Source organism: Oribacterium sp. P6A1 (assembly GCF_000702885.1).
Taxonomy (GTDB): domain Bacteria; phylum Bacillota; class Clostridia; order Lachnospirales; family Lachnospiraceae; genus Oribacterium.
Map to the genome: position 1 here is coordinate 1 of NZ_JNKO01000031.1, position 24,600 is coordinate 24,600.

Genomic DNA, 24,600 nt, shown 5'->3' on the forward strand with positions numbered 1-24,600 from the left:
TAATGGACCAATGATCTTTTCTCTTTGTGCTTTTACGAATCTCCTCATCATATCGTTCAAGAGTCTCAGCAATGATGTTCATGGCAAGGTTTAATGCCTCGGTCTTAACATCATTCACGAAAGAAGCTATATCCTTCGTTTCAATAAACTTATCCTCAACCTTTCTAAGATTCTTGATGCCCTGCTCCTCAAAAAGCTGTATACTACTAAACAAGAGAACGCCCTCCTTAAGTTTGGTTTGGTCACCTTAACTTTATCAAAGGATCATGGACGTTCTCTTTTCTTTTTTCTTAAACCTACAAAAACTTTACGCTAGCTCCTAGATGCGAGCATCCGGATGGTATTCTTATCTTCCGGAACAAGCCATGCTCTGTTATAAACAAGCCATGCTCTGTTATAAACAAGCCATGCTCTGTTATAAATGGGCTATGCCCATTTATAACCGTCGCCATAGGCGCCGTATAACGAAAAAGCAGGAGGTCATCCTGGATGCGAGCATCCGGATGACCTCCTGCTTTTTCGTTGCATGGCTTGTTATTCAAGCTCGAAAGCCCCAGTGTACAACTGATAGTAGTTGCCTTTGGCGGCGATGAGTTCGTCGTGGGAACCACGCTCTATGATTTTTCCATGGTCAAGTACCATGATAACATCTGAATTCTGTACAGTGCTAAGTCTGTGAGCGATAACAAATACCGTACGTCCTGCCATAAGAGCATCCATACCTCTCTGGACTATAGCCTCTGTGTGGGTATCGATGGATGAGGTAGCCTCGTCCATGATCATAACAGGAGGATCCGCAACGGCAGCTCTCGCGATGGAGATAAGCTGTCTCTGGCCCTGGGAAAGGTTGGAACCGTTGGAAAGAAGCATGGTATTGTAACCTTCCGGAAGTCTTCTTATGAAGTCATCCGCTCCCGCAAGTCTTGCGGCTGCCATACACTCTTCATCAGTGGCATCAAGTTTACCGTAACGGATATTCTCCATAACGGTACCTGTAAACAACACCGTATCCTGAAGGATGATACCAAGTGAATGACGGAGATCCGCCTTCTTTATCTTCTTAATGTCTATGCCATCGTAAGTGATGGTTCCGTCCTGTATCTCATAAAATCTGTTGATAAGGTTCGTAATGGTGGTCTTACCTGCACCGGTAGCACCAACAAAAGCCACCTTCTGGCCAGGGCGGGCAAAGACATTGACACCATGAAGCACCGTATGATTTCCGTCATAGGAGAAATCAACATCCTTAAGGACCACATCTCCTTCAAGTTTTCTGTACTCTGCGGTACCGTCATCCTTAATACGCTTCCATGCCCAGGTCTCTGTACGATCGGAAGACTCTGTTATCTGACCATCCACTTCCTTTGCATGAACCAGTGTAACAGTTCCATCATCCTCTTCAGGGATTTCATCCATAAGGGTGAAGATACGGTTGACTCCGGCGAGACCCATGACAACCGCATTGATCTGCTGGGAAATACCGCCTATCTGGCCGGCAAACTGCTTTTCCATGTTAAGGAAAGGAACGGTAATGCTTATGCTGAGAGCCATACCGCTTAAGCTAAGGTTCGGCACCTTAAGTAAAAGAAGGGCGCCGCCTACAAAAGCGAGAATAACATAAAGAATGTTTCCGATGTTTCCAAGGATAGGCATCAGAGTATTGGCATATCTGTTTGCAGTTCTGGCAACTTCAAAAAGCTCATCATTTATCTTGTCGAAGTCAGCCTCAGCAGCTTCCTCGTGGTTAAATACCTTAACAACCTTCTGGCCGTTCATCATCTCCTGAATGAAACCTTCAGTCTTTGCAAGGGCTCCCTGCTGTTTCATGAAGTACTTTCCTGAGCCTCCGCCCACCTTCTTAACTACCTTTGTCATGACAAAAACACCGCCTACAACCACGATGGTAAGCCAGATGCTGTAATACATCATGAGTGCAAAAATAGTAACTATGGTAACTGCAGAAACTATAAGCTGTGGAATGGACTGGGATATGAGCTGTCTCAGAGTATCTACGTCATTTGTGTAGTAAGACATGATATCTCCGTGCTCATGCTGGTCAAAATACCTTATAGGAAGATCCTGCATGCCGTCAAACATCTTTACACGAAGCTTCTTAAGTGAGCCCTGTGTGATGATGGCCATGCACTGGTTATAAACGATACCTGCAATAAGTGAAACACAGTACAGTGCTGCAAGAATCGATACCAGTCCTATAATCTGCCCTGAAACCGCGCTCCAGTCTCCCGTCTTCCAGTTCTCCTCAATGAGAGCGATAACCTTCTGTTGGAACAGGGATGGAATGGCACTTACTATGGCATTGATAAGTATGCATACCAGCGTAAAGGGCACAAGCTTAGGGTAAAATGAATATAAAAGCTTTATAAGTCTTACAATGGTTTTTCTGTTGGGAAGTATCTTATTCTTTTCCATCATCTGACACCCCCTTCTTTATTTTCTTCTGCATCTACGGCCGCTGCTGTTTCCTCTGTCATCTTATTCTGTGCCTTGTAGAGTTCCTGATAGATGGTGTTTCTGGAAAGAAGTTCTTCATGATTTCCGATGTCCTGAATCTTACCTCCGTCAAGGATAAGTATTCTGTCAGCATCCTGAACAGATGAAACTCTCTGGGCGATGATGATCTTTGTGGTCTCGGGAATGAACTCCCTGAAGCCCTTTCTGATAAGAGCATCTGTCTTTGTATCAACCGCAGAGGTGGAGTCATCCAGGATAAGAACCTTAGGCTTTTTAAGGAGAGCTCTTGCTATACAGAGTCTCTGTTTCTGACCGCCGGAGACATTGGTACCACCCTGGGTTATGAAGGTGTCATACTTGTCCGGGAAGCCCTGAACGAATTCATCTGCCTGAGCAAGCCTGCAGGCCTCTATGATCTCCTCATCAGTAGCCTTCGGGTTACCCCAGCGGAGATTTTCCTTGATGGTGCCGGAGAAAAGAACATTTTTCTGAAGTACTACAGCCACCTGGTCACGAAGTGTCCTGAGGTCATACTTTCTAACATCGATGCCGCCTACAAGTATGTTTCCTTCCGTTACATCATAGAGTCTCGGAATCAGCTGAATGATGGAGGACTTTGATGAACCTGTACCTCCGATGATACCTATGGTCTCGCCGGATTTTATATGAAGGTCTATGTCTGAAAGAACAAATCTCTCGGCCTTCTTTGAATACTTGAAGCTTACATCATTAAAATCAATGGAGCCGTTGGGAACTTCCATAACAGGATCCAAAGGATTTGTCAGAGTACTTTCTTCACTGAGAACCTCTGCGATACGCTCCGCTGACTCTGCGGAAATGGTCACCATAACGAAGATCATGCTGAGCATCATAAGTGATATAAGTATCTGGAAGCTGTAGTTTAAAAGTGCTGAGAACTGTCCCACATCAAGAGCCGAGCCCTTGGTCGAGATGATAAGGTAAGAACCGAAGCTGAGAACAAAGAGCACTACCACATAAAGACAGAACTGCATCAAAGGATTGTTGATGGCAAGGATTCTCTCAGCCTTTGTGAAATCCATCTGAACATCCGCAGCGGCTGCATCAAACTTCTTCTTTTCGTACTCTTCACGTACAAAGGACTTCACAACTCTCATGCCGCTGACATTTTCCTGTACAGAGTCATTTAAGGCATCATACTTTTTAAATACTGCACGGAACAAAGGCATAACGGTTTTTACCACAAGGGCAAGGCCTATTCCGAGAATCGGGATAACCGCAACGAAGATCCATGCCATCTGTCCACCCATGATAAATGCTGTGGCAAATGAAAAAATAAGCATCATGGGAGCTCTGAAACCGATACGGATAAGCATCATGAAGGCCAGCTGCACATTCTGTATATCCGTGGTCATTCTGGTCACAAGGGAACTGGTCTGGAATCTGTCGATGTTTTCGAAAGAAAAATCCTGTATCTTATAGAAGATATCCTTTCGAAGGTTTCTTGAAAATCCTGTTGCAGCAGTGGCACTGGCATTTCCGGCGATAACACCGAAGGACAGTGACAGTGTGGCAAGGATTATAAGCACTATACCAAACTTTGTTATGGTATCCATTCCGCAGCCGGCTTTTATCTCATTTATGAGTTTCGCTGTGACAAACGGAATGATGGTTTCCACAAGAGACTCAAGAACGACAAACAAAGGTGACTGTATAGCCGCACCCTTGAATTCTCTTATGGACTTTGAAAGGGTTTTTACAACGTCCATTTTATCTCCTCCTTAATATATGAAATTTAAGTACCGAAAAATGGTAGAACAACAATAATAAATAAAAAAAATCGATGATGTAAGCACTTTTTTAAAAACTTACAAAGAAACGCCGACATACAGACTATATCGGCGGAACTTAATTATACTAATAGATTGTATAAAGCTTTTCAATTATTTTATAAAAAATTAAGAGGTACCGTAGGATCTGAGAGTAACTGTTTGAATGAAGATATGCTATAGTTAAGAACGGTATTGCCAAGATGGTAGGCGGTTTCCCTCTCCAGAGGGAATGAAACCCTCTGATCATATAGAAATCTCTTTTGAGAAATCTTTACGAAGGGAGGGCATCACTCATGAATATTGTTGATATGATAAGCGTGTTAAGCTTCGGCATAGCATGTTTTTCTATGGGCTATGCCCTTGGAAAAGATCATTCCAATAGAAAATGACCGCCCATAACTCCGGTATAGTTAGGCGGTCAATGTACCAAATAATATAAAACGGGAAAACCGTCTATCGGCAATACTTTTTGTATTTCAACTATAACACTCACCTGAGTTTTTGTCAAAATCATTCAAGAGTGCGAAACAGCGCCACTTCTCCGATTTCCCTGCTTCCGTTATACACTGTTCCCAGGGCGTACTGCGTTCCGTCCTTTTCTACGAATTTTCCTATTTTATACCTTAGATCACTGCTCAGGCTTTCTATGTCCATGATGCCGGGAGCGTCGTCCCAGTCCCCTTTCATCTGCATGACAACCCCCGGGCTTGTCTCCAGCTTTTCGATACTATCGGGATCGCTAACAGGGAAGGAATATCTTTCCTTCACTTCCATACTGACATCTATCTTATATCCCATATAGTCAACAGTTGTATCAGCCACCACTATACGACACTGATTCTCTCCGTCAACTTCGCTGACCACATTGATGATTCCTTTCCATTGTCCACCCAGATCCCAGAGTTCGAGTTCTGTGGTTCCTCTTGCAGGATACTCGTCGTTAAAATACCAGCCGAAGTCATCGAGGGTTGCTCCTGTATTCTTTTTAGCATATGCAGTAAGACTTAAACAAACTGCCAGAGTTGTAATAACCACAACAGCCTTCCTGCCCCAAAGCTTTATTATCGATAATATCTTCTCCATACGTCTTTCCCTCCTATACAGAAACCGTGGCAGGTTCCGGAAGGAACCCGCCACGATCATCTGCCATCATTCTACGGATAACCCGCTTCAAAAGTATCCATATTTATTATAACCTTATTTCTTCTGTCAACTCTTTATCAGAGAACTCCTCTTGCCAGCGCTATCTGATCGATCTCACCGGAAATCCAGTGGAAGGTGCCTATGGCATATTCCGTCAGTCCGTCTGTGGAAATATAGAACTCATTAAATTCGATCATTCCATAGTCAGACCTGCAGACAGCAGTGCCTTCAAGATCATCATAGGTTCCCCTGAAAAGATCATTTCCGGTTTCTGTAACAGTCTTTCCGGAAGTAGGATCAAGATAATGATGCCAGTTAAGAGTTACGTAGAATTTGTTACCCTTTGTATCAACGGTAGCATTGAAATATCTCTCACCATCGGAGCCATAGTCCCCATCCTTTGTAAACATAAAAGCCTTCCAGCCTCCGTTCAGGGCTGCCTGCTCGTCGGTTATTCTTCTGGCAAGATTCTTATCAGTGATCACACGGCCATTGTCACGTCCCTTGTTCAGCACATAATCATAGAACCAGTCAAATTCAAGGGCATGAGCATCCTCAGATGTGGAAAGATCCTCAGCTATCTCCCTTTGTTCCGCCTCTGACAGTTCATCTCCCTTATCACTGCCATTAGCTGTATCATACTTTGACTTCTTCTGATCCCATGCTCCGTCTTTTCCAACATAATATCCGTCCGGTGTGTAACCATTCGTAAGCATAAATCCGTTTTCATCAACGTAATAATAGACGTTCTTATGAAGAATCCAGCTGTTCTTCACCAGCTTTTTATTCTTCTCATACATCCACTCGGATCCTACCTGCTTCCACTTTCCTCCGGATACTGTAGGGATCTCCACCTTGGTTTCAGCCTCTGTCTCCTTTTCCTTGTCCTGCTTTTTAGCTAATGCATCTGCCTTTTTCCCGAGGGAATCCGAGTCTACATTTCCCTTGAAATCTTTGATTTCTTCCTCAGTTTCCTCTTCAGTCTCCTTTGTATCCTTCTTCTTTTTGGAGGAATCTGTATCCTCCAGTTCTTCCTTTGCAATGTCTTCTGTAGTCTTCTTCACCACGAAGTCACCCTCGATGGTAACATCCATTCCCTGCATGACTATATTTGCATAGAAATTACCGGCTATAAGTCTTTCTGATCCATCCGTACAGTATGCTCCTATATGATGAAGGGTCATCCTGCCTGTGCTTCCGTCGTCTATCTCACCTTCCTTTTCGATCTTTGCATGATAGACTCCGTTATCAATGCCTGAGATATGCATAGCTTCTATCTCCGACTCAGTGAAATCCCTGGGATCATCATAATCGTCACTGGCGAACTCCATACTGCTATCCATAATAGGCCATTCTATACTCCACTGACCGTCCTCTGTGATCTCAAGCTCGCAGTCAATCGGACCATCAAGAGTGTCCAGCATCGCCTTCTTGCCTTCCTCGGGAATATCATCCATTTCTTCGTACCCATCCATACGGGTCATCTGGATCTCACCCTTATATTCACCGACAAGATCCATAAGCGTTGCATCAGTCTTAACCTTAACACCATCCGGCAGATTTATCTTTGCAAGATCACCCGTAGCCTTCGGAGCAGCCGTCTCTTTGACGGATTCCCTGCTTTCTCCGGTCTCGGTATTTATTGCGGCTTTTGTTTCGGCCTGGGTCTCTACTGCAGCTTTTGTGGTCTCCTTCGCATCTTCCGGCTTATCTTTATTTAATCCTTTGAATACCAGTACCCCTGCCACTATAGCACCAATTACCAATACTCCGGCCAGTACAAAGACTATCTTGGGAATACCTCCTCCGCTGTTCTGAGGGGGCATTCCGCCGCCGTAACTTCCGTTCTGCGGACCCTGGTACATGCCTGACCTGGAATTAAAACCCTGTCCCGAACCGGTATTAGACCCCTGGTAACTCCCTTGTCCATACCCCCCTGTAGGTCCCGCTGAACCTGAGAAACCTGAATTTGCCGGCTGATTGACGCCACCCCATCCGGTGCTTCCACTGTTCAGATTACCATCATTAAAATTTCCCGGATTAACACTTCCGGAACTTGAAGTTCCTGTGGAATCAACGCTCTGTTGGGAAGATTCCTGTGAATTCGGAACCTCCGATTCAGGAAGCATTTTTGCTCCGCATGAAGTACAGAACCTAGAATCATCATCCATAGGAGCTCCACAATTAGTACAAAACACGCTCATACCTCTCCTCCTGTTTTTCCGTAGCAAAAATCGCGGGTTCGGAATTTAACTTCCAAGCTCGCTTTTCAACTCCTGATTTTTCATTTTCAAATACAGTGAGAGCCAAAAACATGGCACTCACTGTATATATGTACCGGCTTAATCTTCCTTCAGGCCCTTAATCCACCATTATCTCATCTGATGTTCCCACACTGATCATGCCTTCCGAAAAGATCATTATTTCCCGTCACTCTGTCTTTTCGCCCTTAGTCACGTTCCTGGTCTTACAGATGTCGAGAATTATCTCTACACAGTTATCTACCCCGAGGGTTCCCGTATCAAGGGTAATGTCATAATTCTGACACTTTCCCCATTCCTGCTCGGTATAGTATCTGTAATTGAATTTACGTTTTTTATCTACATCCTTCAGCATCTTTTCCGTATGCTCCGGATCCTTGTAGATAGTCGTTATCCGATTCTTTCTGTAGTCATAACTTGCGTGAATGAATACATTCAGAACATCGTTTCGCTCCTTAAGTATGTAATCCGCACAGCGTCCGACGATAACGCATGGTCCTTTTTCTACCAGCTCAAGGATAACCTCTCTCTGCTTTGACCAAAGATAATCCTCCGGACTCATACCGTAGCTGTTGCGTGCAGAGAATGAATACTCGATCCAGTTTTTAGCATTGGCATACTCACCCTGTTTTTTTACGTACTCTTCAGCAAATCCTGTCTTAAACGCAGTCTGTTCGATGATTTCCTTATCATAAAATGGAATTCCGAGCTTGTCTGCCAGCTTCTTGCCGACCTCACGACCACCGGAACCATATTCTCTTGAAATCGTTACATAGTTAATGCTCATACTGTCACCTTCTTCCTTCAGTAATATCAGCTCATTAAACATCCGGACAACAGAGCCGATGCGGTATGCCGGAACCATCAGATAGCCTGGCATAAACCGAAAATGAAAATCCGACTAAATATATCTGATTCCATTTTAACATCAGAATTTTATTCATTCAACATTTCTGAAAAACTTTTCCCAAGCTCTCCAAAGCATTATGCTCATCAGAAATCCCAAAGCCACGTCCACCATAGAATGCTGCTTGATAAAAACTGTAGAAACGCAAATCAGCACCGCTATGACAGTTTCCATGTTTTTGTATCCGGTTTTTATGTAAGTACACTGTCTCACTACTATATCGATTGCCACAGTACTTGAAACATGCATACTGGGGCAGACATTACGGGGAGGGTCAATGCTTCTTAACCAAAGTACTCCCATGGAAAAAATGTCTGTTCCCTCCAGAGTTTCTCTCAATTCAAGACCGTTGGGCCAGAATGTATACACCACCATGCAGATGGTATAACCTCCGAAAAGGATGAAGCAGAGCTTCAGAAAATCCCTTTTGGTCCCGAAGAAAAGAAAGAAAAAAAGGGCTCCCGGAAACAGCAGCCACCAGAAACCATAGGGAACAAAAAATGCCGGCACTGTGGGGATCATCCTGTCCAAAGGGATCTCAATGATGCGCACCGCTTCATCGGGAACGCTCCTAAGCTGAAGCGCCGCAAAATATGCAAGATAAACCGGCAGGTATAACAGCCAGAGGCTGTATTTATTTTCTCTTATAAAATCCAATGGAGACTCCATGAGTCTTTTGATTCTTTCCATAGATACCATCCTTTTTAATTGTAATCTCAGCAGCACAATATGACTCAATGAGGCAGGATAAAAGCTCCCAGCTCCATTGCCCCTTTATTGAAAAAAGTGTAGCAACTAAAGGATTATCCTCTAATTACCACACTTTTACAATACACAAATTTGTTAATATTAAGTCGGAGCCAAAACATGGTCGAGCCAAAGGGGCTCGACCGGACTGTTACTAAAAATCGTATCAGCTTGCAGCGAACTGGCTGTTGTAAAGGGTTGAGTAGAATCCTCCCTTTGCAAGCAATTCTTCGTGTCTGCCCTGCTCGATGATATTTCCGTCCTTCAGTACCAGAATAAGATCCGCATTTCTGATGGTGGAAAGTCTGTGGGCCACGATAAATGTGGTTCTTCCCTCCATCATTCTGTCGAAAGCATGCTGGATATGAAGCTCGGTTCTGGTATCGATGGATGAAGTTGCTTCATCTAAAATAAGCATTGGCGGAAGCCTCAGAATAAGTCTTGCGATACAGAGAAGCTGTTTCTGTCCCTGGCTTAAAGAGCCTCCGTCCTCTCCGAGAACAGTGTCGTAGCCCTGAGGGAGCCTTCTGATAAAGCCGTCACAGTGAGCCTTTTTTGCCGCCTCAACGATTTCTTCCATTGTGGCATCCGGCTTTCCGTAGGCAATGTTTCTTCTTATGGTTGTGGCCTTAAGCCAGGTCTCCTGAAGTACCATGCCGAAGTTGTTGCGGAGACTCTCTCTGGTGACCTCTCTGTTATCATGACCGTCCACCAGGATTCCGCCCTGATCCGGCTCATAAAATCTCATGAGAAGGTTTATAAGTGTGGACTTTCCGCAGCCCGTTGGACCTACTATGGCAACGGTTTCACCGGGTTTTACATGAATGTTGATATCTGTAAGAAGCTCCCTGTCCTTAACATAGGAGAACCAGAGATGCTCAATATCGATCTTTCCCTCAAGCTCACCATCCGCTCCCAGAACCGCTGCATCGGAAGCATCCGGGACCATGGCCTCTTCATCAATGATTTCAAAAACTCTTGCAGCGGATGCTATGGCATTCTGAAGTTCTGTGGCCACACCTGAAATCTCATTGAAAGGCTTTGTGTACTGGTTGGCATAGCTGAGAAAAGATACCAGTTCACCAACTGTGATAAGTGTCTTTATAGCCATGAAGGCACCGCTGACACCAACTGCCGCATATACTATATTGTTTACACATCTTGTAGCAGGATTCACAAGGGATGATACAAATACCGCCTTGAAGCTGTAGCCTGACAGCTTTTCATTTATATCTTCAAACTGCTCCTGAGCTTTCTTCTCATGTGAAAACGCCTTTACCACCTTGAGGTTTCCCAGCATTTCCTCTGTAAAAGCAGTGATATCTCCTCTGCTTTCCGACTGACGCTTAAAGAGGCTGTAGGTACTCTTTGCGATAAGACTTGCCACCACAAAACTGAGGGGAGTCAGCACTATAACAAGCACCGTGATAACAGGCTCAATGTAAAACATAAAACCAAGGGTTCCGAGAATGGTAAGCACGCCGGTAAAAAGCTGTGTGAATCCCATGAGAAGTCCCTGAGAGAACTGGTCGATATCCGTAATGATACGGCTTGTGAGATCTCCAGCAGGGTGCTTGTCAAGGTAGCTTACCGGAAGCTCCTCCACATGATTAAATGTCTTTGTTCTTATATCCTCCACGACTCTGAAGGTAACCACATTGTTGATATGGTTCATGAGCCACTGTGCAAGAGCCGTAAGCACTATAAGTATTCCCATCAGTTTCAGCGTACTGAGAAGCTTTGTCCAGTCAACCTCACCCTCACCGACTATGGTGTCCACCGCAGAACCTGTAAGTATAGGAAGATACAGAGTCAGAACTACGGTCACAGCCGCAAGAAGTATGGATATGATAACGAGATGCATGTACTTCTTTATATAACGAAGGATTCGTCCTATGGTGCGACGGTCTTCTTCCGTCATCTTTCTTGGTTTACCCTTAGCCATCACTCTGCCTCCTTTCCGTTTTCTGCCAATGTCTCCTTACCGGCTGCACTCACTTCGCTTCTATCCGTATCACCGGAAAGATTTCCGTTTTCATGCTTTGCCGCTGCACTGGTGTTGTCTTCGGCTGGAGCATTTTTCGATGCTCCCACCGGAATTCCGGCCTCATCCTTTTTAAGCTGGGAGAGACAGATTTCTTTATAAACTTCGCAAGATGCGTAAAGTTCATCGTGGGTTCCGATTCCGGAAACCTTGCCGTCATCAAGAACGATTATCTTGTCTGAATTTCTGACTGTTGAAACTCTCTGGGAAATGATGAATACAGTCATGTTCTCAGTGTCCTGCTTTATGGCCTTACGAAGGGCTGCATCTGTTGCAAAGTCAAGGGCTGACGCAGAGTCATCAAGTATGAGTATTTCAGGTTTTCTTACAACAGCTCTTGCTATGGCAAGTCTCTGCTTCTGTCCTCCGGAAAAGTTTCTTCCCTCCTGCTCAACGGGAAGCTCCAGTCCCTGACCCTTCTCCTCTACGAAATCGAAGGCCTGGGCAGTCTTTAATGCCGCGTAGATTTCCTCATCAGTGGCATCCTCCTTGCCCCACTGCATATTTTCACGAAGTGTTCCGCGGAAAAGCACGCTTCTCTGGGGAACGATTCCGATCTTGTTTCTAAGTTCTGAAAGACCGTACTCCTTAACCGGACATCCATCGATATCTATCTCACCTTTTGTTGCATCGTAGAATCTCGGAATGAGATTTATAAGTGTTGATTTACCTGCACCGGTACCGCCGATAACACCGATAGTCTCGCCCGGCATAGCTTCAAATGTGATACCGGAAAGAGCCGGGTCAGCACCTTCTGTATAGGCAAAATCCACATTTCGAAAGGATACCTTGGAGGTCCTTCCTGCTGTACTATTTTCACTGTCCAATGGAGCATCTGGTTTTGTAACATCCATGGAATTGTCTTTCAAGTTCCTAATATCCTGCTTAGACAGCGCAGTTTCTCTTACGCTTTCATAATCCGAATTCGTATTGACCGAGTTTCCGGCAGAAACATTGGCAGGTTCCTGAACACTGGGCTTAATGCTGAACACACCGTCGATTCTGTTCATACTTGCCATGGCACGTGTTATCTGAATCACAAGGTTTGCAAGCTTTATAAGTTCTACAAGAACCTGTGACATGTAGTTTACAAGAGCCACAAGTCCGCCCTGGGTAAGGGTGCCAATGTCTACAAACCGCGCTCCTTTGTAGATAAGATAAACCACAGCAAGGTTTATGATCACATAAGTCACAGGGTTGAGAAGCGCAGAAATACGTCCTACGCTAACCTGCATCTCCGTAAGTCTGTCGTTTTCCCTCTTGAACTGCTCTATCTCTGAGGACTGACGGTTGAAGGCCCGGACAACTCTCACACCGAGAAGATTCTCACGGGTTGTCTTCATGATCTTATCAAGCTGTGCCTGATTGTTTTTGTACATAGGCGCAGTTGTAAGAATGATGCCGAACACCACCGCAAACAGTACAGCAATGGTGACTGCAAAAATAAGTCCGGCTTTAACATTGATGGTAAAAGCCATAACCATGGCTCCGAAAACGATGAATGGTGAACGCATGAAAAGACGAAGAGCCATGTTGACACCGCTTTCCACAGCATTGATATCCGAAGTCATTCTGGTTATCAGCGTACTGGTTCCGAGGGCATCGATGTCTCTGTAGGAAAGGGTATTTATATGCCTGAAAAGATCATTTCTGAGACCTTTGCCGGTGTGTATGGCAACCTTCGCGGCAAAGAACTGCGCAGTAAAGGAACAGGAAAGTCCGATTGCAGCAAGGAGTAAAAGCAGGCCTCCCATCTTTAATACATATCCCGTATCACCGTTTTTTATTCCGGTGTCGATCATGCTGGAAATGACCATAGGTACCAAAAGATCAAAGCAGGCTTCCAGACACTTGAACAGCGGTGCCAGAACTGCTTTTACCTTGTAATCTTTGATGTAGGATAACAGTCTCTTCACGAACTACCTCCAAATGATTTTTCCCTGTTTTTGAGATAATGATTAAAACCCTTTACGTCAACTTTCTGAAGGAGGATGGCATCATAGGTTCCAATATATTTCCGAAATAAGATTTAAACTTTATTGCCACTATATTTTCATAGAACAAAAACAGGTCTGCCGCGGTTCCCCGCAGCAGACCCATTATACTCCCTTTGTCAAGGTATGTCACTTTACGACCGATCTTAATCCTAACGTTAGATAAGTCAATCCAAGGCATGTTCATCCTTCATATATTTTGCTTCTATGTCCGACTTCAATCACAAGTATAACAAGTTTATCCTCTTCAATCTCTGCAAGAATTCTATAATTTCCTACCCTGTAACGCCATTGTCCTGAGCGATTAGATGTCAATCCCTTTCCATGGATTCTGGGGTCTGTTGTCCCTACCAGATTCTTTTCAATCCATGATTTAATTACTATAAGAACAGACTTATCCAGTTTCCGAAGAGACCTCAATGCCTTTTCGGTATATTCGACCTTATATCTCATAATCCAAGTTCTTTCCAGACTTCTTCATGGGAATATGTCTTTAATGTGCCTTCAGTCTTTTCTTTGTCATATTCCGAAAAAACCTTAAGATCATAATCATCTTCAATCTTTTCAAGCATCGTTGTACGTATGATATCTGAGAGACTCTTATTATTGAACTCGGCATATCTTTTTAAGATGTTCAGTTCCTCCTCGGGAACTCGTAAGCTAATAGTAGACATAATAAAACCTCCTTGTAATACAAGTGTAGTACCAAGGGGGTTTTTTTACAATATTTACTGCATTATGATTTATTAAAATTTTAGTAACCCTGTTAACAGCTTATCCTACAGCTTCTATCATACAGTCTGTAATATAACCGTCAGGTTTAACCGATTGGAATTCCAATCGGTTAAACCAAACAAGGACGACTCATTTACCAGTGATTCAATTCGAACCTTATAGTTCAGCAATATGCTCCGTTAATTTGTGGTGTATACCTTTTTCCCTTGAGTTTTTAGATAGGTATGGTTTCAACACATACGTCTTTTCAACTATATAAGAATAGCATTTGTCGCAGTATTCAGAAGTCAGTCCTGCTCCGACACCTATGTTAGTCAAATCCTTAATTGTGATATTTTTCCCTTTACCTCCTACAGAAGTTGTATGTTCACCCCAATATGTGTCACTATATGTCAGATCATAGGCAGGAGCCAGGCGCCAGCCATTCATATCTGTATAGAGGAAAGAAAAGTTCTTAGTGTGGTCATCCCGGTTATGGGTCAAAACATTGAAACACATGGTTTTAAACATCTGCTTTTTGTCATAGTCATTGTCTTTTGTCAATACTCTAACCAGCTTCAGGTATGTCTCATAATCACATGAAGGGGCTCTGAAATCAGCTTCCAGGAGTGCTGCAAACGTAATACTGAATATCTTTTCTCCCTGTTCTCTGTCAAATCTGACAGTTTTGAAATATCCATCACATATAGAAGAAGGAATAAGTCCGGTTTCAGTCATGACGATACCACAGTCTTTTGCACATAAGGAGTAGTCATATTCCCGCTTACCACTGATAGCAGGATCCGTTTTTGCAGGGAATTTCACTATCCATTCTTTATTGTCGTCTTTGATCATTATCTTGGGCCGTGTACCTCCGCTTGAACCTCCCATTTTATACAGGATGTCAAGCTGGTCGGATTGTTTCGATGACAGTAAATTTTCACACTCTTTTGCAACCACATCATAATCAAGTCCAATGCTGCTGAGATCATAATCAGCTTCTTTCGACGGCATATATTCCAAGGCACCAATGCCGGATTTACCTATATATGCAAGGCGATCAAGTGTCGAAATATCCCCAATGTCTATTCCGAGTGTCTGTAGATATCTGTCTAATAATAATCCTCCCCAGCTGTCAGGAAGACTGTCTGCAAATACACCAAATAACCCGGCAAAACGGTCGACGGAACGCTCATTTGGAATGAATACATCATTCCTCAAAGGCAGCGAAAACGGACTTATGGAAAATCCTGTCTTTTGCCACTCTGTACTGTATTGGAAAGCAACCCTCTTATCCGGCATTTCTGCCAAAGTCCCTACATGCTTATCATGACAATATACATCGAGAGTTTTATTTACTTTCATTTATAACCTCCTCGATACTGTTATAAACAGGTCTCGTAAATAATTCGTTTATTTCGTTCACAACTCCCAATTCCATTGCCAGTTTAACGAATGATTCCAGCGATATCTGACCGGTACTCTCGAATTTTCTCAATGTGGCATAACTCACATTGCTTCTGCCTGCCAATTGTTTTTGAGTGAGCTTTTTTCTCTTCCTTATATTTTTCATTCTTGATGCCAGTCTTTTTGTTACATCCGAAGGCATATCCCACAAATAATCCATATAGCCGTTCCTTTCTACTATTGCTATTATTATAGCATTTTAACGGCCATTTTTCATTATAATGCTACTATAGTATCGATTAATTGGCTCATTACGATTTAGATGCTGATTTATATATGGTTATATTACGGCAGATTGCCCGCTTGGAACCCGAAACATCAGAGAGACTCTTATTCATCTCTCATTTATCCAGTAGTCGAATACCTGCTTTGCCACAGGCACTGCAGTTCTTCCTCCGGTCTCGCCTTCTTCCACCACTACGCACACTGCGATTTCAGGATCATCGTAGGGAGCGAACCCTGTGAACCAGGCATTTGTGATGGTCTCACCGTTCTTACTTACCTCAGCAGAACCTGTCTTTCCGGCAGCAGCGTAATCTGCATCCCTGAGCTTTGACGCAGTTCCATCGGTGACAACGGATCTCATAAAGGATGAAAGAACCGACGCTTCTTCCTCAGTCATAAGCTGCCTTGTTGCCGATTCCCCGAAAACCTTTATGACCTTTCCGTCAGAGGACTGAACCTGCTTGAGAAGCTTCGGCTCCGCAAGTACACCTTTGTTGGCGATGGCAGATGCCAGAATCACCTCATGAAGAGGACTCATCATGGTCTCACCCTGGCCGATAGCTGTCTGCATCATAGTCCATACGCCGGAATCCTCCGTAACATTGAAACGACTCTTGCTGGATGAGATGTCTATGGGCAGCTCCTGATTAAATAAAAGCTGCTCTGCCGTTTCCGCGAACTTTGTCTTGTTTATCATGGTTCCTATCTTTGCAAATGCTGAATTGCAGGAATATGCAAAAGCAGTATGGAGATCCTCTGCCCCGTGAACCTCTCCGCTGTAGCAGTGCACCACATAGTCGGAATTTTCAGCATCGCGGTACTCGCCATCACAGTTAAAAGTAAAATTCCGGTAGTCATTGGGATGCTCCCTCATATACTCAAGAGCCATAACGATCTTAAATGTGGATCCAGGAGCATAGAGTCCCTGGGTACAGCGGTTGAGAAGCGGAGCGTCGCTGTTCTCAGCATTAACTATACTTTCCCAATCCTCAACTATAGTATTGGGATTGAAACTTGGTTTCGATGCCATGGCAAGAACTTCTCCCGTCTTCGGGTTCACCGCAATAACCGCACCGTTATGCTCTCCCAGTGCCTCATAGGCTATCTTCTGAAGTCCTGCATCAAGGGTAGTAACTACACTGTCTCCCTGACTCTTGGTTTCTGTTATCTCATTCACCACCTGAACAACAGGATTGGAGTTTGATTCCATAAGATAAAAGTTGGAAAGGGCCTCTATGCCTGTCTTCCCTTTGGTGGAGTATCCCACAGCCTGAGCAGCCACCTCTCCCAGGGGATATTCTCTGGTTTCAGTGTATGCTCCCTCAGGATTCCCGCTTCCATCAGAATTCTTTCTAGTATCACTTACCACCGTTCTCGCCAGCACCTGTCCGTCAGAGGAAATAATGGCGCCACGTACAAATCTGTTGTTAAAGACCTCCATCCTCGGGTTGTAGGCATTACCCATAAGTTCATCCGAACCCCAGCCTATGAAATGAATCATATAGCCTATCATTCCAAAGAACAAAAGGGAAAAGAAGTAAATGACCCTTATTATATTTCTGTTTGTTTTTTTGATTCCTGATCGCGATTTTCTACTCTTCATCTAAATCAATACCTGTATATAAAGATTCCTGACGTAAATCTCCGGATTCACTTGTGATGCCAGACATGCATACAACCTTTAAAATGTAATGCCAGACCTCAGATTCCCAGATCCTCCGCCCTGATCTTTTCGTTCTTATAGCTTCTGTCAGAAGACTTTCCTCTGCCCTTAGGCTCATCGTAATCCTCTTCATCGAAGTCAGAATCTATATAATCCTCTTCATAGCCGGAATCATCGTAGGATGTTTCATCATATTCATCGTAGACCTTTTCATCATAATCCGGCTCGTAAAAGTCCTCTTCATCATAGCCGCCGTCACTGTAATCAGGCCCGTTATAGACTTCCCGGCCGGAGACATTGTCAAGAACCTCCCTCTCGTCCGCCTCGTCTTCATTACCCTGAATGATATACAGCGCCTGAATTATGGCAAAAACGATAAAGGCAGAAACCAGTGATGAACCTCCGTAACTCACAAAGGGAAGCGTAACGCCGGTTGAAGGTATGAACTTTATGGCGCCGCCGATAGTGAGAAATACCTGAACGATGTACTCTATGGCCAGCCCTACGGAAACGTACTTGTAAAATGAATCCTCCATATATGTGCCTATCACCATCATCTGCATGAAGCACCCGAGACACACCAGGGTGATGCAGATAGCGGTCACAGCCCCCATCTCCTCCGAAATTGCCGAAATGATGAAGTCCTTTTCAACAATGGGGATCTTGTTGGGAAGTCCCTGATAGAGCCCAAGTCCCGCAAATCCGCCGGTTCCTATAGCAAACAGAGACTGGGTTATCTGATAGCCCTTGTTGTCGATGTCTGCCCAGGGATCAAGCCAGGCAAATACTCTGGTACGCACATGGCTGAAGGAAAAATAAGAAAAAACCGCCGCGAGACACATCGAAAGGTTCCCGAATATCAGATAAAACAAGCTGTTGGTGGCAATAAAAAGAATCACCAGATAAGCCACGAAGAATATGAGAGCCGATCCGAGATCCTTACACATCACAAGAATAAGCATGTGTGCTCCCGCCACAATGGAGGTTATGACAATGTCTCTGAAGCTCTCCGCCTTGCTGAGCATCCCGGCTGTTGCCAGCACAAAGGTGATCTTAACGATCTCCGAAGCCTGAAAGGTGAACCCGCCGATGGAGATAGACATTTTCGCACCATAACTCGTGGCACCTATAACGAAAACTATACCCTGCATAAGGATGCCGAAAACCGCAAAATGGTATCTCCACCTCTTTAGATCCCATATCTTGTCTATGATATAAGGGACTACCAGAGTCATGGCTGCAGCTCCTATGACTATCACGAACTGCTTGATGGCCTTTCCCATATCCAGTCTCTCAAGGGTTATGAGTCCGTAGGCCAGAAAGAACACGGTATTGTTCAGAAGCAGCCTGTTAATGTTTCTGTATATGCGTACTGAAAAATAGGTATATAGAATAAAAAATATGAGCTGTAAAACATAAAAGATAAGGGCCGAAACCTCCCCCGTCTTCAGAAATACAGTAAGATTCATCAGAAAATGCACCAACAGGATGATGCGAAGCTGCCAGTCACACAGCGGGTTTGCATCATCCTGATCGGGTATGGATAAGAATCTGAAATTGCAATAGGTATACAGAGCTATCAGAAGCAGCTGAATGTACTTCGTAGCTGTAATGTACAAATTAATCATAATCATTCAACTCCGTGACGGAAGTGACCCCTTGTAATGTCCTTCGGTATGGCACCTGCAAGTATTTTACGGATCTCCGATCCAGTTTCCACGGAAAAATCATAGCGAAGACACTCCGGCTCAAGGGAACGTACGTCCTCCGGGAGATCATAAAGCACCAGAGGCTCAGCATTGAAAATCTGATTATAGCAATACTTGCAATAACACCTTACGGGCATATCCTTCTGCATACGGTCCCTGAGAACCATAAAACGGTTCTTGTGGTCGCAGCCGGCGGAAGTCTTTCTGATGCAGTTCGCGCTCACCATCATGGGAAGATGTCCGTACACCAGCATTTCATAAGGTATCTCAGAAAGTACCTTGTCCGAAAGCTCCTTTACGGCTTTCCTGAGATTAAGGCACTCTTTGAAGTTAAGTTCGATGGGGTAAGTAAGCCCCTCAGCCCCCAGCTCCTTAAGCATAGATACCGCCTCAGTGTTATAGCCGTAACAAGTATAATCGAATATTTTCCTTATGTGGTTTAAACCTTTATTACCAGTTTCTGAAGTCTCAAGGTCAGAAAGCATCATCGCCTCGTCAAAAGTGCGGATAAGCAGCATGTCCGGTGAAGCATCGAGCTTAATGAGTCCGCTGAGAAGCGACATCGAATCAAGCCCCGGATCGGTGTCTCTTTCGATACGCCGAAGTCTCAGTCCGGCCTCTTTTCCCGCTTCATGGATTTCTCTTATGATTTTTGCCAATGCTTCCGTCTCATGTTCTCCCGCTTTTCCTTTGCCTGAGTTTCCAGCCGCATCTTTGCCGGGGATACCGAAGCATGCTTCATCGATGTAAATACGGGAAACTGCCTTCTCTCCGAGAACAGTCTTTAACTGCTCCCCGGTTTCCACGGAAACTGCCACAGGCATGTTCCATTCCTCTGCTGATATTCCTGTCTCTCCGGAAAAAGTCTTGACCTTCTTTACATATCTTTCTTTCTGATTAACAGAGAACTTTTTTCCTGATCTTCCCGGGCTTCTTTCAAAGGCATCCTTCTTTACCGATGAACCTCTTCCTTCCGCACTGCTTCCCCCGACAGCTCTTTTATTCTTTTTAGACAGGTTGTCTCTTTGACTCACTTAAAATCTCCTCTTCATACATATCGAGAGCTTCTCTTCTCAGCTGATTAAGTTTCCCTACAGGGTAGAAAATATCCCCCTCCAGAGAAACATTGACAGAATCAAAAGTAAATACAGTTCCGCCTGTCTTTCTGAGCTTAGTCTCAATACTTTCCGCATCCATAGGATGGCTTTCCGCCGGAGAAACCGTATCCCCGGAAACCACGGTGATCATCCTTCCCTTTGCATCACTTAGTGTCAGCACCACCGGTGCTCCCACTGTGAGCTTAATGTCCGCATCCAGCTTCAAGCTTCTGTTTCTGTCTATATATGTACTGTTTATATGGTCAAGAACCGACTTCTCGACCTCACGGAACTTCTTTTCCTCTATGGCGATCATATCTGCGCCGTTATGCTTCTTTAAATAGCTTGTAACTCCTCCTCTGTCAAAGACCTCTCTGAGGATCTTCACATCATCAGGATCCACACTGTAACTCTTAGTCTCTCCATCCAGATACTTCATGGCGAGATCCAGATACTTTCTGTAAACGCTGACCACTCCCGCCGTGTATACAGGAGACTTCATGCGTCCCTCAATCTTGAAACTGTAGGCTCCCGCCTCAATAAGCTCCGGCAGAAGGTCTATGGTCTGCATATCCTTCATGCTGAGAAGATATCCTTTTTTATGGAATTCATCCCCGGTTCCGGCTTTGACGCCGGCTCCCAAAGCCGTCTCTCCGTGACTTATAGCCTCGTAGCAAAGTCTGCAGGTTCCTGCGCAGCGGCCTCTGTTTCCGGATCTGCCGCCGAGAAGCGAAGACATAAAGCAGGCACCTGAGAAGCTATAGCACATGGCACCGTGGCAGAATACCTCCAGCTCCATTCCTGTCTCATCATGAATACGCTTTATCTCTGAAAGGCTCAGTTCTCTGCTGCATACAGCTCTCGTCATGCCGAACTTCTGTGCCATACGGGCTCCGTTCACACCGGAAATAGTCTCCTGAGTGCTGGCATGGACCTCCAGATCCGGGAACCATTCTCTTATCTTCTTTACCGCCCCCAGATCCTGCATTATAAGTCCGTCAACTCCGGCCTCATAATATGGTTTTATGTATGAAAAAAGCTCTTTAAGTTCATGATCCTTAAAGAGTATATTTACCGTCATATATAGTTTTACCGAGAAGAGATGGCAGTAACGGATAGCCTCCATCACCATATCTTCCTCGGAAGCCTTTGCTGAATCCGCGTATGCCCTGGCGCCAAACTTTCGCCCGCCCATGTATATGGCATCGGCACCGGCATTAACTGCTGCCACAACGGATTTAAAGGAGCCTGCCGGTGCAAGAAGCTCCACACGTCTGTCTCGTTTTAATTTCATATTTACTATCAATTCTATGATGTGCGTGTCTAAAGCTGATATCCTTCCGCTTCCTGTTTAGCACTCACCGGTTCTTTTACTTCCTCACTCCGGTGATGATGGAGGACACTCTGTCATCAGCAAGAGCCTTTTCTTTCGCTTCCCTGACTGCTTCTCTGGCTTCGAGTTCCGCAAGACGCTTCTGGGTATTCTCCAGCTCCTTGAGAGTATTCTCCAGCTTGATCTGAAGCTTCACCTGATCATGCTTAACGCTATAGCTCTCCCTTTCTGCCTCGTCCTTTTCTCTTTCAAATCTGCGGGTCTTTTCCTGCTCACGGAAAAGGTCATCACAGACATTGATCTGAAGCAGTAATGCCTTAAGATTGTCATCCAGTTTGTTGTAGCTTGAAATCTGACGCTTCAGGTCATATATCTTCTGATTAAGATAGCTTGCCACCTCATGCATATAACCCTCGGTAGCATTTCCCGAAAGCTGATAAATTTTTCCATCGATAACAACTTCTACTGTGTTTTTCTCTGCCATAGGTCTAATCTCTGTTCTTTCCTGGTAAACATCATGTCAATGTCTATCTCAGACATCGTCAAAAATACACCGAATATTACTACACAACCGTAGTTTTGTCAAATCTGCGGGCCAAAACGCATAAAACACGCCCTCTCTGCACCGCAACGTATAAATCCTCACAACATATGACCATTGTACCACAGAGCATCGGCTAAACTCAAAAAAACTGAAATCTTTCAGATTATAGCTGCAATAAAAAGGCCGAATATTATCAAGTCAGCTATAAGAATTCCGATAAATGCCATAGTTTATTCCTCGTCTCTATATAAACATACATGCCCTATCCTGACAAATGATTCCCAGGCCTCACCTAAATACATGTAGCTTCCATCATTCCAAAATCAAAGTTCCATGGTTTCCTGATGGGGTATCCCCAGATGTCTGTATGCGTTTTGAGTTGCCACACGCCCCCTCGGTGTACGATTTATGAGGCCATTCATCAAAAGATATGGTTCATATACGTCCTCTATGGTGCCGCTGTCTTCTCCCAAAGCTGCCGCAAGGGTTTCAACTCCCACAGGTCCTCCGTTGAACTTTTCAATGATGGTGCAAAGATAGGTTCTGTCGTTCTGGTCAAGACCAAGCTTATCAACGTCGAGTATATCAAGAGCCATATCCGCCGCTTCTCTGGTGATGCGACCACCATACTTTACATCCGCAAAGTCTCTTACTCTCTTTAACAATCTGTTGGCAAGTCGAGGAGTTCCTCTGGATCTTAATGCTATTCTCTCGGCACCCTCATCATCTATCTCAACATTTAGCACATGAGCAGAACGAAGAACGATGTCCATAAGTTCTTCCTTATTATAGAACTCAAGCTTTGATATGATTCCGAATCGGTCTCTGAGAGGCGCAGACAAAAGTCCCGCCCTTGTGGTGGCTCCGATGAGTGTGAAGTGAGGAAGATCAAGTCTTATGGACCTGGCTGTTGCATCCTTGCCGAGCATGATGTCTATGGCAAAATCTTCCATGGCAGGATACAGAACCTCTTCCACCTGACGGTTCAGTCTGTGTATCTCATCCACAAACAGCACATCTCCTTCGGAAAGACCATTCAGTATAGCAGCTATCTCTCCGGGCTTTTCAATGGCAGGTCCGGAAGTAACCTTTATGTTTACACCAAGCTCGTTTGCGATAATATTTGAAATAGTTGTCTTTCCAAGTCCCGGAGGTCCGTAAAAAAGGCAGTGGTCCAGGGACTCTCCCCTGTTTTTTGCAGCAGTTATATAGACCTTCATCATTTCCTTGAGCTTTGACTGTCCGATGTAGTCATCAAGTTTCTGAGGTCTTATCTTCGGCTCAAGCTGTCTGTCTTCAACCGTTTCATCTGTATTTATAATGCGACGTTCCATCAATTATATTTCCTTCTGATAAAAATACTTTATCTGTAAAAAATGCTAAATATAGATTATTCTGATTATCCAACTATAGAAATAACAGATTCTTCTGATTAATCCCACCATAATAAAGTTCGGGTTTTTCGGATAATCCAATCACAGAAAACTCAGGTTCTTCAGTGCCAGCTTCAGTATCTGATCAACTGTCATATCTGCTGTGATCTCCACCTTCTTAACGGCTTTTCCTGCTTCCGTCTCCGAGTATCCGAGAGCCACCAGTGCCTCAATGGCCTCTCTCTGGGCGCTGTGAGCCACAGCTGCTCCCGAAAATACCTGATTTCCGCCGGATGAGCCATGATCCAGAGCCGTACTGAAAACTTCCGTTGCATCAAGCTTGTCTTTAAGATCTATAACTATCCTCTGTGCGGTTTTGCTGCCCACCCCCGGTGCCCTTGAGATGGCTTTACTGTCACCCGTAACGATAGCCATCCTCAGATCATCGGGAGTCATGGCACTCAGTATGCCCAGGGCTCCCTTGGGCCCCACACCGCTTACAGTAAGAAGCATGGTAAACATCTCCCTGTCCTCAGGACTAAGGAAGCCGCATAGCTCTACTCCGTTCTGTGTTACAGAAAAATACGTATATATCTTAACCTCTTCTCCTATGGAAGGAAGTGCTCCGATGACAGTGGCCGGTACTCTGATCCCGTATCCGACTCCCGAAGCCTCCACAACCACCATTCCTTCCTGTATTTCAGCCAGTTCTCCATGTATAAAACTGATCATTACTATCTCCCGATAAATCAATATAAAAATGTTCCTGCTCGAATCCGCGCTTCTTCTCGATACTTGGGAACGTCAGCCCATTTAGTTCGCTGCGCGAAGGGCTGACGCTGCATGGCAGGTTTCTTCGAAACCTGCCACAAGTCCTGTTGTCGTATCAGATGTCAGCCTCCCCTCACAAGCAAGCTTGTGAGGATAGGCTGCCGCCTGATACTGGACTTATACAGTATGTTAGCACAAATGTTCTGTGAATGCCACATATCCTTTTGACCATCCTTCCATACTGTGTTAGACTCGGTCTGTCGGTCAGGATTCAATCGGATTTTTCTGATGGTCATAACGTTTTAAAGGATCAAATATTGAACCG

Annotated in this window: 20 protein-coding genes; all 20 read right to left on the reverse strand. The window is 44.5% G+C overall.

Features of this window, described 5'->3' with window-relative positions:
- The coding region (locus T515_RS13775; protein ID WP_036612389.1) for a hypothetical protein at nt 1–214 on the reverse strand (214 nt) is incomplete at its 3' end.
- Nucleotides 215–534: 320 nt separating this feature from the next.
- Nucleotides 535–2,430, reverse strand: coding sequence for an ABC transporter ATP-binding protein (locus T515_RS13780; protein WP_155988386.1), 1,896 nt, complete (start codon nt 2,428–2,430; stop codon nt 535–537).
- Complete coding sequence (locus T515_RS13785) at nt 2,430–4,220, reverse strand: ABC transporter ATP-binding protein (RefSeq protein ID WP_051671759.1); 1,791 nt, start codon at nt 4,218–4,220, stop codon at nt 2,430–2,432. Before T515_RS13785 ends, T515_RS13780 begins: the two co-directional genes overlap by 1 nt.
- A 573-nt stretch (nt 4,221–4,793) precedes the next feature.
- Nucleotides 4,794–5,366 (reverse strand): hypothetical protein, encoded by a 573-nt coding sequence (locus T515_RS13790; RefSeq protein WP_036612395.1) that lies wholly within the window; start codon nt 5,364–5,366, stop codon nt 4,794–4,796.
- A 137-nt stretch (nt 5,367–5,503) separates the two neighbouring features.
- Nucleotides 5,504–7,630, reverse strand: a complete 2,127-nt coding sequence (locus T515_RS13795; protein ID WP_036612399.1) for a zinc-ribbon domain-containing protein — start codon at nt 7,628–7,630, stop codon at nt 5,504–5,506.
- Nucleotides 7,631–7,856: 226 nt separating this feature from the next.
- Nucleotides 7,857–8,474 (reverse strand): cytidylate kinase-like family protein, encoded by a 618-nt coding sequence (locus T515_RS13800; protein ID WP_036612424.1) that lies wholly within the window; start codon nt 8,472–8,474, stop codon nt 7,857–7,859.
- A gap of 153 nt (nt 8,475–8,627) precedes the next feature.
- Nucleotides 8,628–9,284 (reverse strand): hypothetical protein, encoded by a 657-nt coding sequence (locus tag T515_RS13805; RefSeq protein WP_051671760.1) that lies wholly within the window; start codon nt 9,282–9,284, stop codon nt 8,628–8,630.
- Between the two features lie 223 nt (nt 9,285–9,507).
- Complete coding sequence (locus T515_RS13810; protein ID WP_051671761.1) at nt 9,508–11,286, reverse strand: ABC transporter ATP-binding protein; 1,779 nt, start codon at nt 11,284–11,286, stop codon at nt 9,508–9,510.
- Nucleotides 11,286–13,301 carry an ABC transporter ATP-binding protein gene (locus T515_RS13815; protein ID WP_081832840.1) on the reverse strand — a complete coding sequence of 672 codons (2,016 nt, stop codon included), beginning with the start codon at nt 13,299–13,301 and terminating at the stop codon, nt 11,286–11,288. Before T515_RS13815 ends, T515_RS13810 begins: the two co-directional genes overlap by 1 nt.
- Nucleotides 13,302–13,562: 261 nt before the next feature.
- Nucleotides 13,563–13,832: a type II toxin-antitoxin system RelE family toxin gene (locus tag T515_RS13825; protein WP_036612407.1), complete on the reverse strand. Its 270-nt coding sequence runs from the start codon at nt 13,830–13,832 to the stop codon at nt 13,563–13,565.
- Complete coding sequence (gene relB, locus T515_RS13830) at nt 13,829–14,053, reverse strand: type II toxin-antitoxin system RelB family antitoxin (RefSeq protein WP_036612412.1); 225 nt, start codon at nt 14,051–14,053, stop codon at nt 13,829–13,831. The genes T515_RS13825 and relB overlap by 4 nt, the downstream gene beginning before the upstream one ends.
- Before the next feature lie 217 nt (nt 14,054–14,270).
- The gene (locus T515_RS13835) at nt 14,271–15,458 is read right to left on the reverse strand and encodes a type II toxin-antitoxin system HipA family toxin (RefSeq protein ID WP_051671762.1); all 1,188 of its coding nucleotides are present in this window, start codon (nt 15,456–15,458) and stop codon (nt 14,271–14,273) included.
- Nucleotides 15,445–15,720, reverse strand: coding sequence for a helix-turn-helix domain-containing protein (locus tag T515_RS13840; protein WP_036612414.1), 276 nt, complete (start codon nt 15,718–15,720; stop codon nt 15,445–15,447). The genes T515_RS13835 and T515_RS13840 overlap by 14 nt, the downstream gene beginning before the upstream one ends.
- A 174-nt stretch (nt 15,721–15,894) precedes the next feature.
- Nucleotides 15,895–17,286 carry a peptidoglycan D,D-transpeptidase FtsI family protein gene (locus T515_RS13845; protein ID WP_242839389.1) on the reverse strand — a complete coding sequence of 464 codons (1,392 nt, stop codon included), beginning with the start codon at nt 17,284–17,286 and terminating at the stop codon, nt 15,895–15,897.
- A gap of 200 nt (nt 17,287–17,486) precedes the next feature.
- Complete coding sequence (locus tag T515_RS13850; protein WP_081832841.1) at nt 17,487–19,076, reverse strand: FtsW/RodA/SpoVE family cell cycle protein; 1,590 nt, start codon at nt 19,074–19,076, stop codon at nt 17,487–17,489.
- Nucleotides 19,077–19,078: 2 nt separating this feature from the next.
- Nucleotides 19,079–20,191, reverse strand: coding sequence for a U32 family peptidase (locus T515_RS13855; protein WP_051671763.1), 1,113 nt, complete (start codon nt 20,189–20,191; stop codon nt 19,079–19,081).
- Nucleotides 20,166–21,548: a peptidase U32 family protein gene (locus tag T515_RS13860; RefSeq protein ID WP_036612444.1), complete on the reverse strand. Its 1,383-nt coding sequence runs from the start codon at nt 21,546–21,548 to the stop codon at nt 20,166–20,168. Before T515_RS13860 ends, T515_RS13855 begins: the two co-directional genes overlap by 26 nt.
- 76 nt (nt 21,549–21,624) lie before the next feature.
- Entirely contained in the window at nt 21,625–22,071 is a 447-nt protein-coding gene (locus tag T515_RS13865; protein WP_051671764.1) for a cell division protein ZapA, read from the reverse strand.
- Between the two features lie 383 nt (nt 22,072–22,454).
- Nucleotides 22,455–23,465: a Holliday junction branch migration DNA helicase RuvB gene (gene ruvB / locus T515_RS13870; protein WP_036612418.1), complete on the reverse strand. Its 1,011-nt coding sequence runs from the start codon at nt 23,463–23,465 to the stop codon at nt 22,455–22,457.
- A gap of 141 nt (nt 23,466–23,606) precedes the next feature.
- Nucleotides 23,607–24,236, reverse strand: coding sequence for a Holliday junction branch migration protein RuvA (ruvA, locus tag T515_RS13875; protein ID WP_036612420.1), 630 nt, complete (start codon nt 24,234–24,236; stop codon nt 23,607–23,609).
- Nucleotides 24,237–24,600 lie beyond the last annotated feature (364 nt).

What these genes read in the sequence shown, in the direction of transcription:
- T515_RS13865 (WP_051671764.1), bottom strand. Translation starts at nt 22,071, where the DNA reads ATGGCAGAGAAAAACACAGTAGAAGTTGTTATCGATGGAAAAATTTAT.
- T515_RS13835 (WP_051671762.1), bottom strand. Translation starts at nt 15,458, where the DNA reads ATGAAAGTAAATAAAACTCTCGATGTATATTGTCATGATAAGCATGTA.
- T515_RS13800 (WP_036612424.1), bottom strand. Translation starts at nt 8,474, where the DNA reads ATGAGCATTAACTATGTAACGATTTCAAGAGAATATGGTTCCGGTGGT.
- ruvB (WP_036612418.1), bottom strand. Translation starts at nt 23,465, where the DNA reads ATGGAACGTCGCATTATAAATACAGATGAAACGGTTGAAGACAGACAG.
- T515_RS13810 (WP_051671761.1), bottom strand. Translation starts at nt 11,286, where the DNA reads ATGGCTAAGGGTAAACCAAGAAAGATGACGGAAGAAGACCGTCGCACC.
- ruvA (WP_036612420.1), bottom strand. Translation starts at nt 24,236, where the DNA reads ATGATCAGTTTTATACATGGAGAACTGGCTGAAATACAGGAAGGAATG.
- T515_RS13845 (WP_242839389.1), bottom strand. Translation starts at nt 17,286, where the DNA reads ATGATTCATTTCATAGGCTGGGGTTCGGATGAACTTATGGGTAATGCC.
- T515_RS13825 (WP_036612407.1), bottom strand. Translation starts at nt 13,832, where the DNA reads ATGAGATATAAGGTCGAATATACCGAAAAGGCATTGAGGTCTCTTCGG.
- T515_RS13790 (WP_036612395.1), bottom strand. Translation starts at nt 5,366, where the DNA reads ATGGAGAAGATATTATCGATAATAAAGCTTTGGGGCAGGAAGGCTGTT.
- T515_RS13860 (WP_036612444.1), bottom strand. Translation starts at nt 21,548, where the DNA reads ATGAAATTAAAACGAGACAGACGTGTGGAGCTTCTTGCACCGGCAGGC.
- T515_RS13805 (WP_051671760.1), bottom strand. Translation starts at nt 9,284, where the DNA reads ATGGAAAGAATCAAAAGACTCATGGAGTCTCCATTGGATTTTATAAGA.
- T515_RS13850 (WP_081832841.1), bottom strand. Translation starts at nt 19,076, where the DNA reads ATGATTAATTTGTACATTACAGCTACGAAGTACATTCAGCTGCTTCTG.
- relB (WP_036612412.1), bottom strand. Translation starts at nt 14,053, where the DNA reads ATGTCTACTATTAGCTTACGAGTTCCCGAGGAGGAACTGAACATCTTA.
- T515_RS13780 (WP_155988386.1), bottom strand. Translation starts at nt 2,430, where the DNA reads ATGGAAAAGAATAAGATACTTCCCAACAGAAAAACCATTGTAAGACTT.
- T515_RS13785 (WP_051671759.1), bottom strand. Translation starts at nt 4,220, where the DNA reads ATGGACGTTGTAAAAACCCTTTCAAAGTCCATAAGAGAATTCAAGGGT.
- T515_RS13840 (WP_036612414.1), bottom strand. Translation starts at nt 15,720, where the DNA reads ATGGATTATTTGTGGGATATGCCTTCGGATGTAACAAAAAGACTGGCA.
- T515_RS13795 (WP_036612399.1), bottom strand. Translation starts at nt 7,630, where the DNA reads ATGAGCGTGTTTTGTACTAATTGTGGAGCTCCTATGGATGATGATTCT.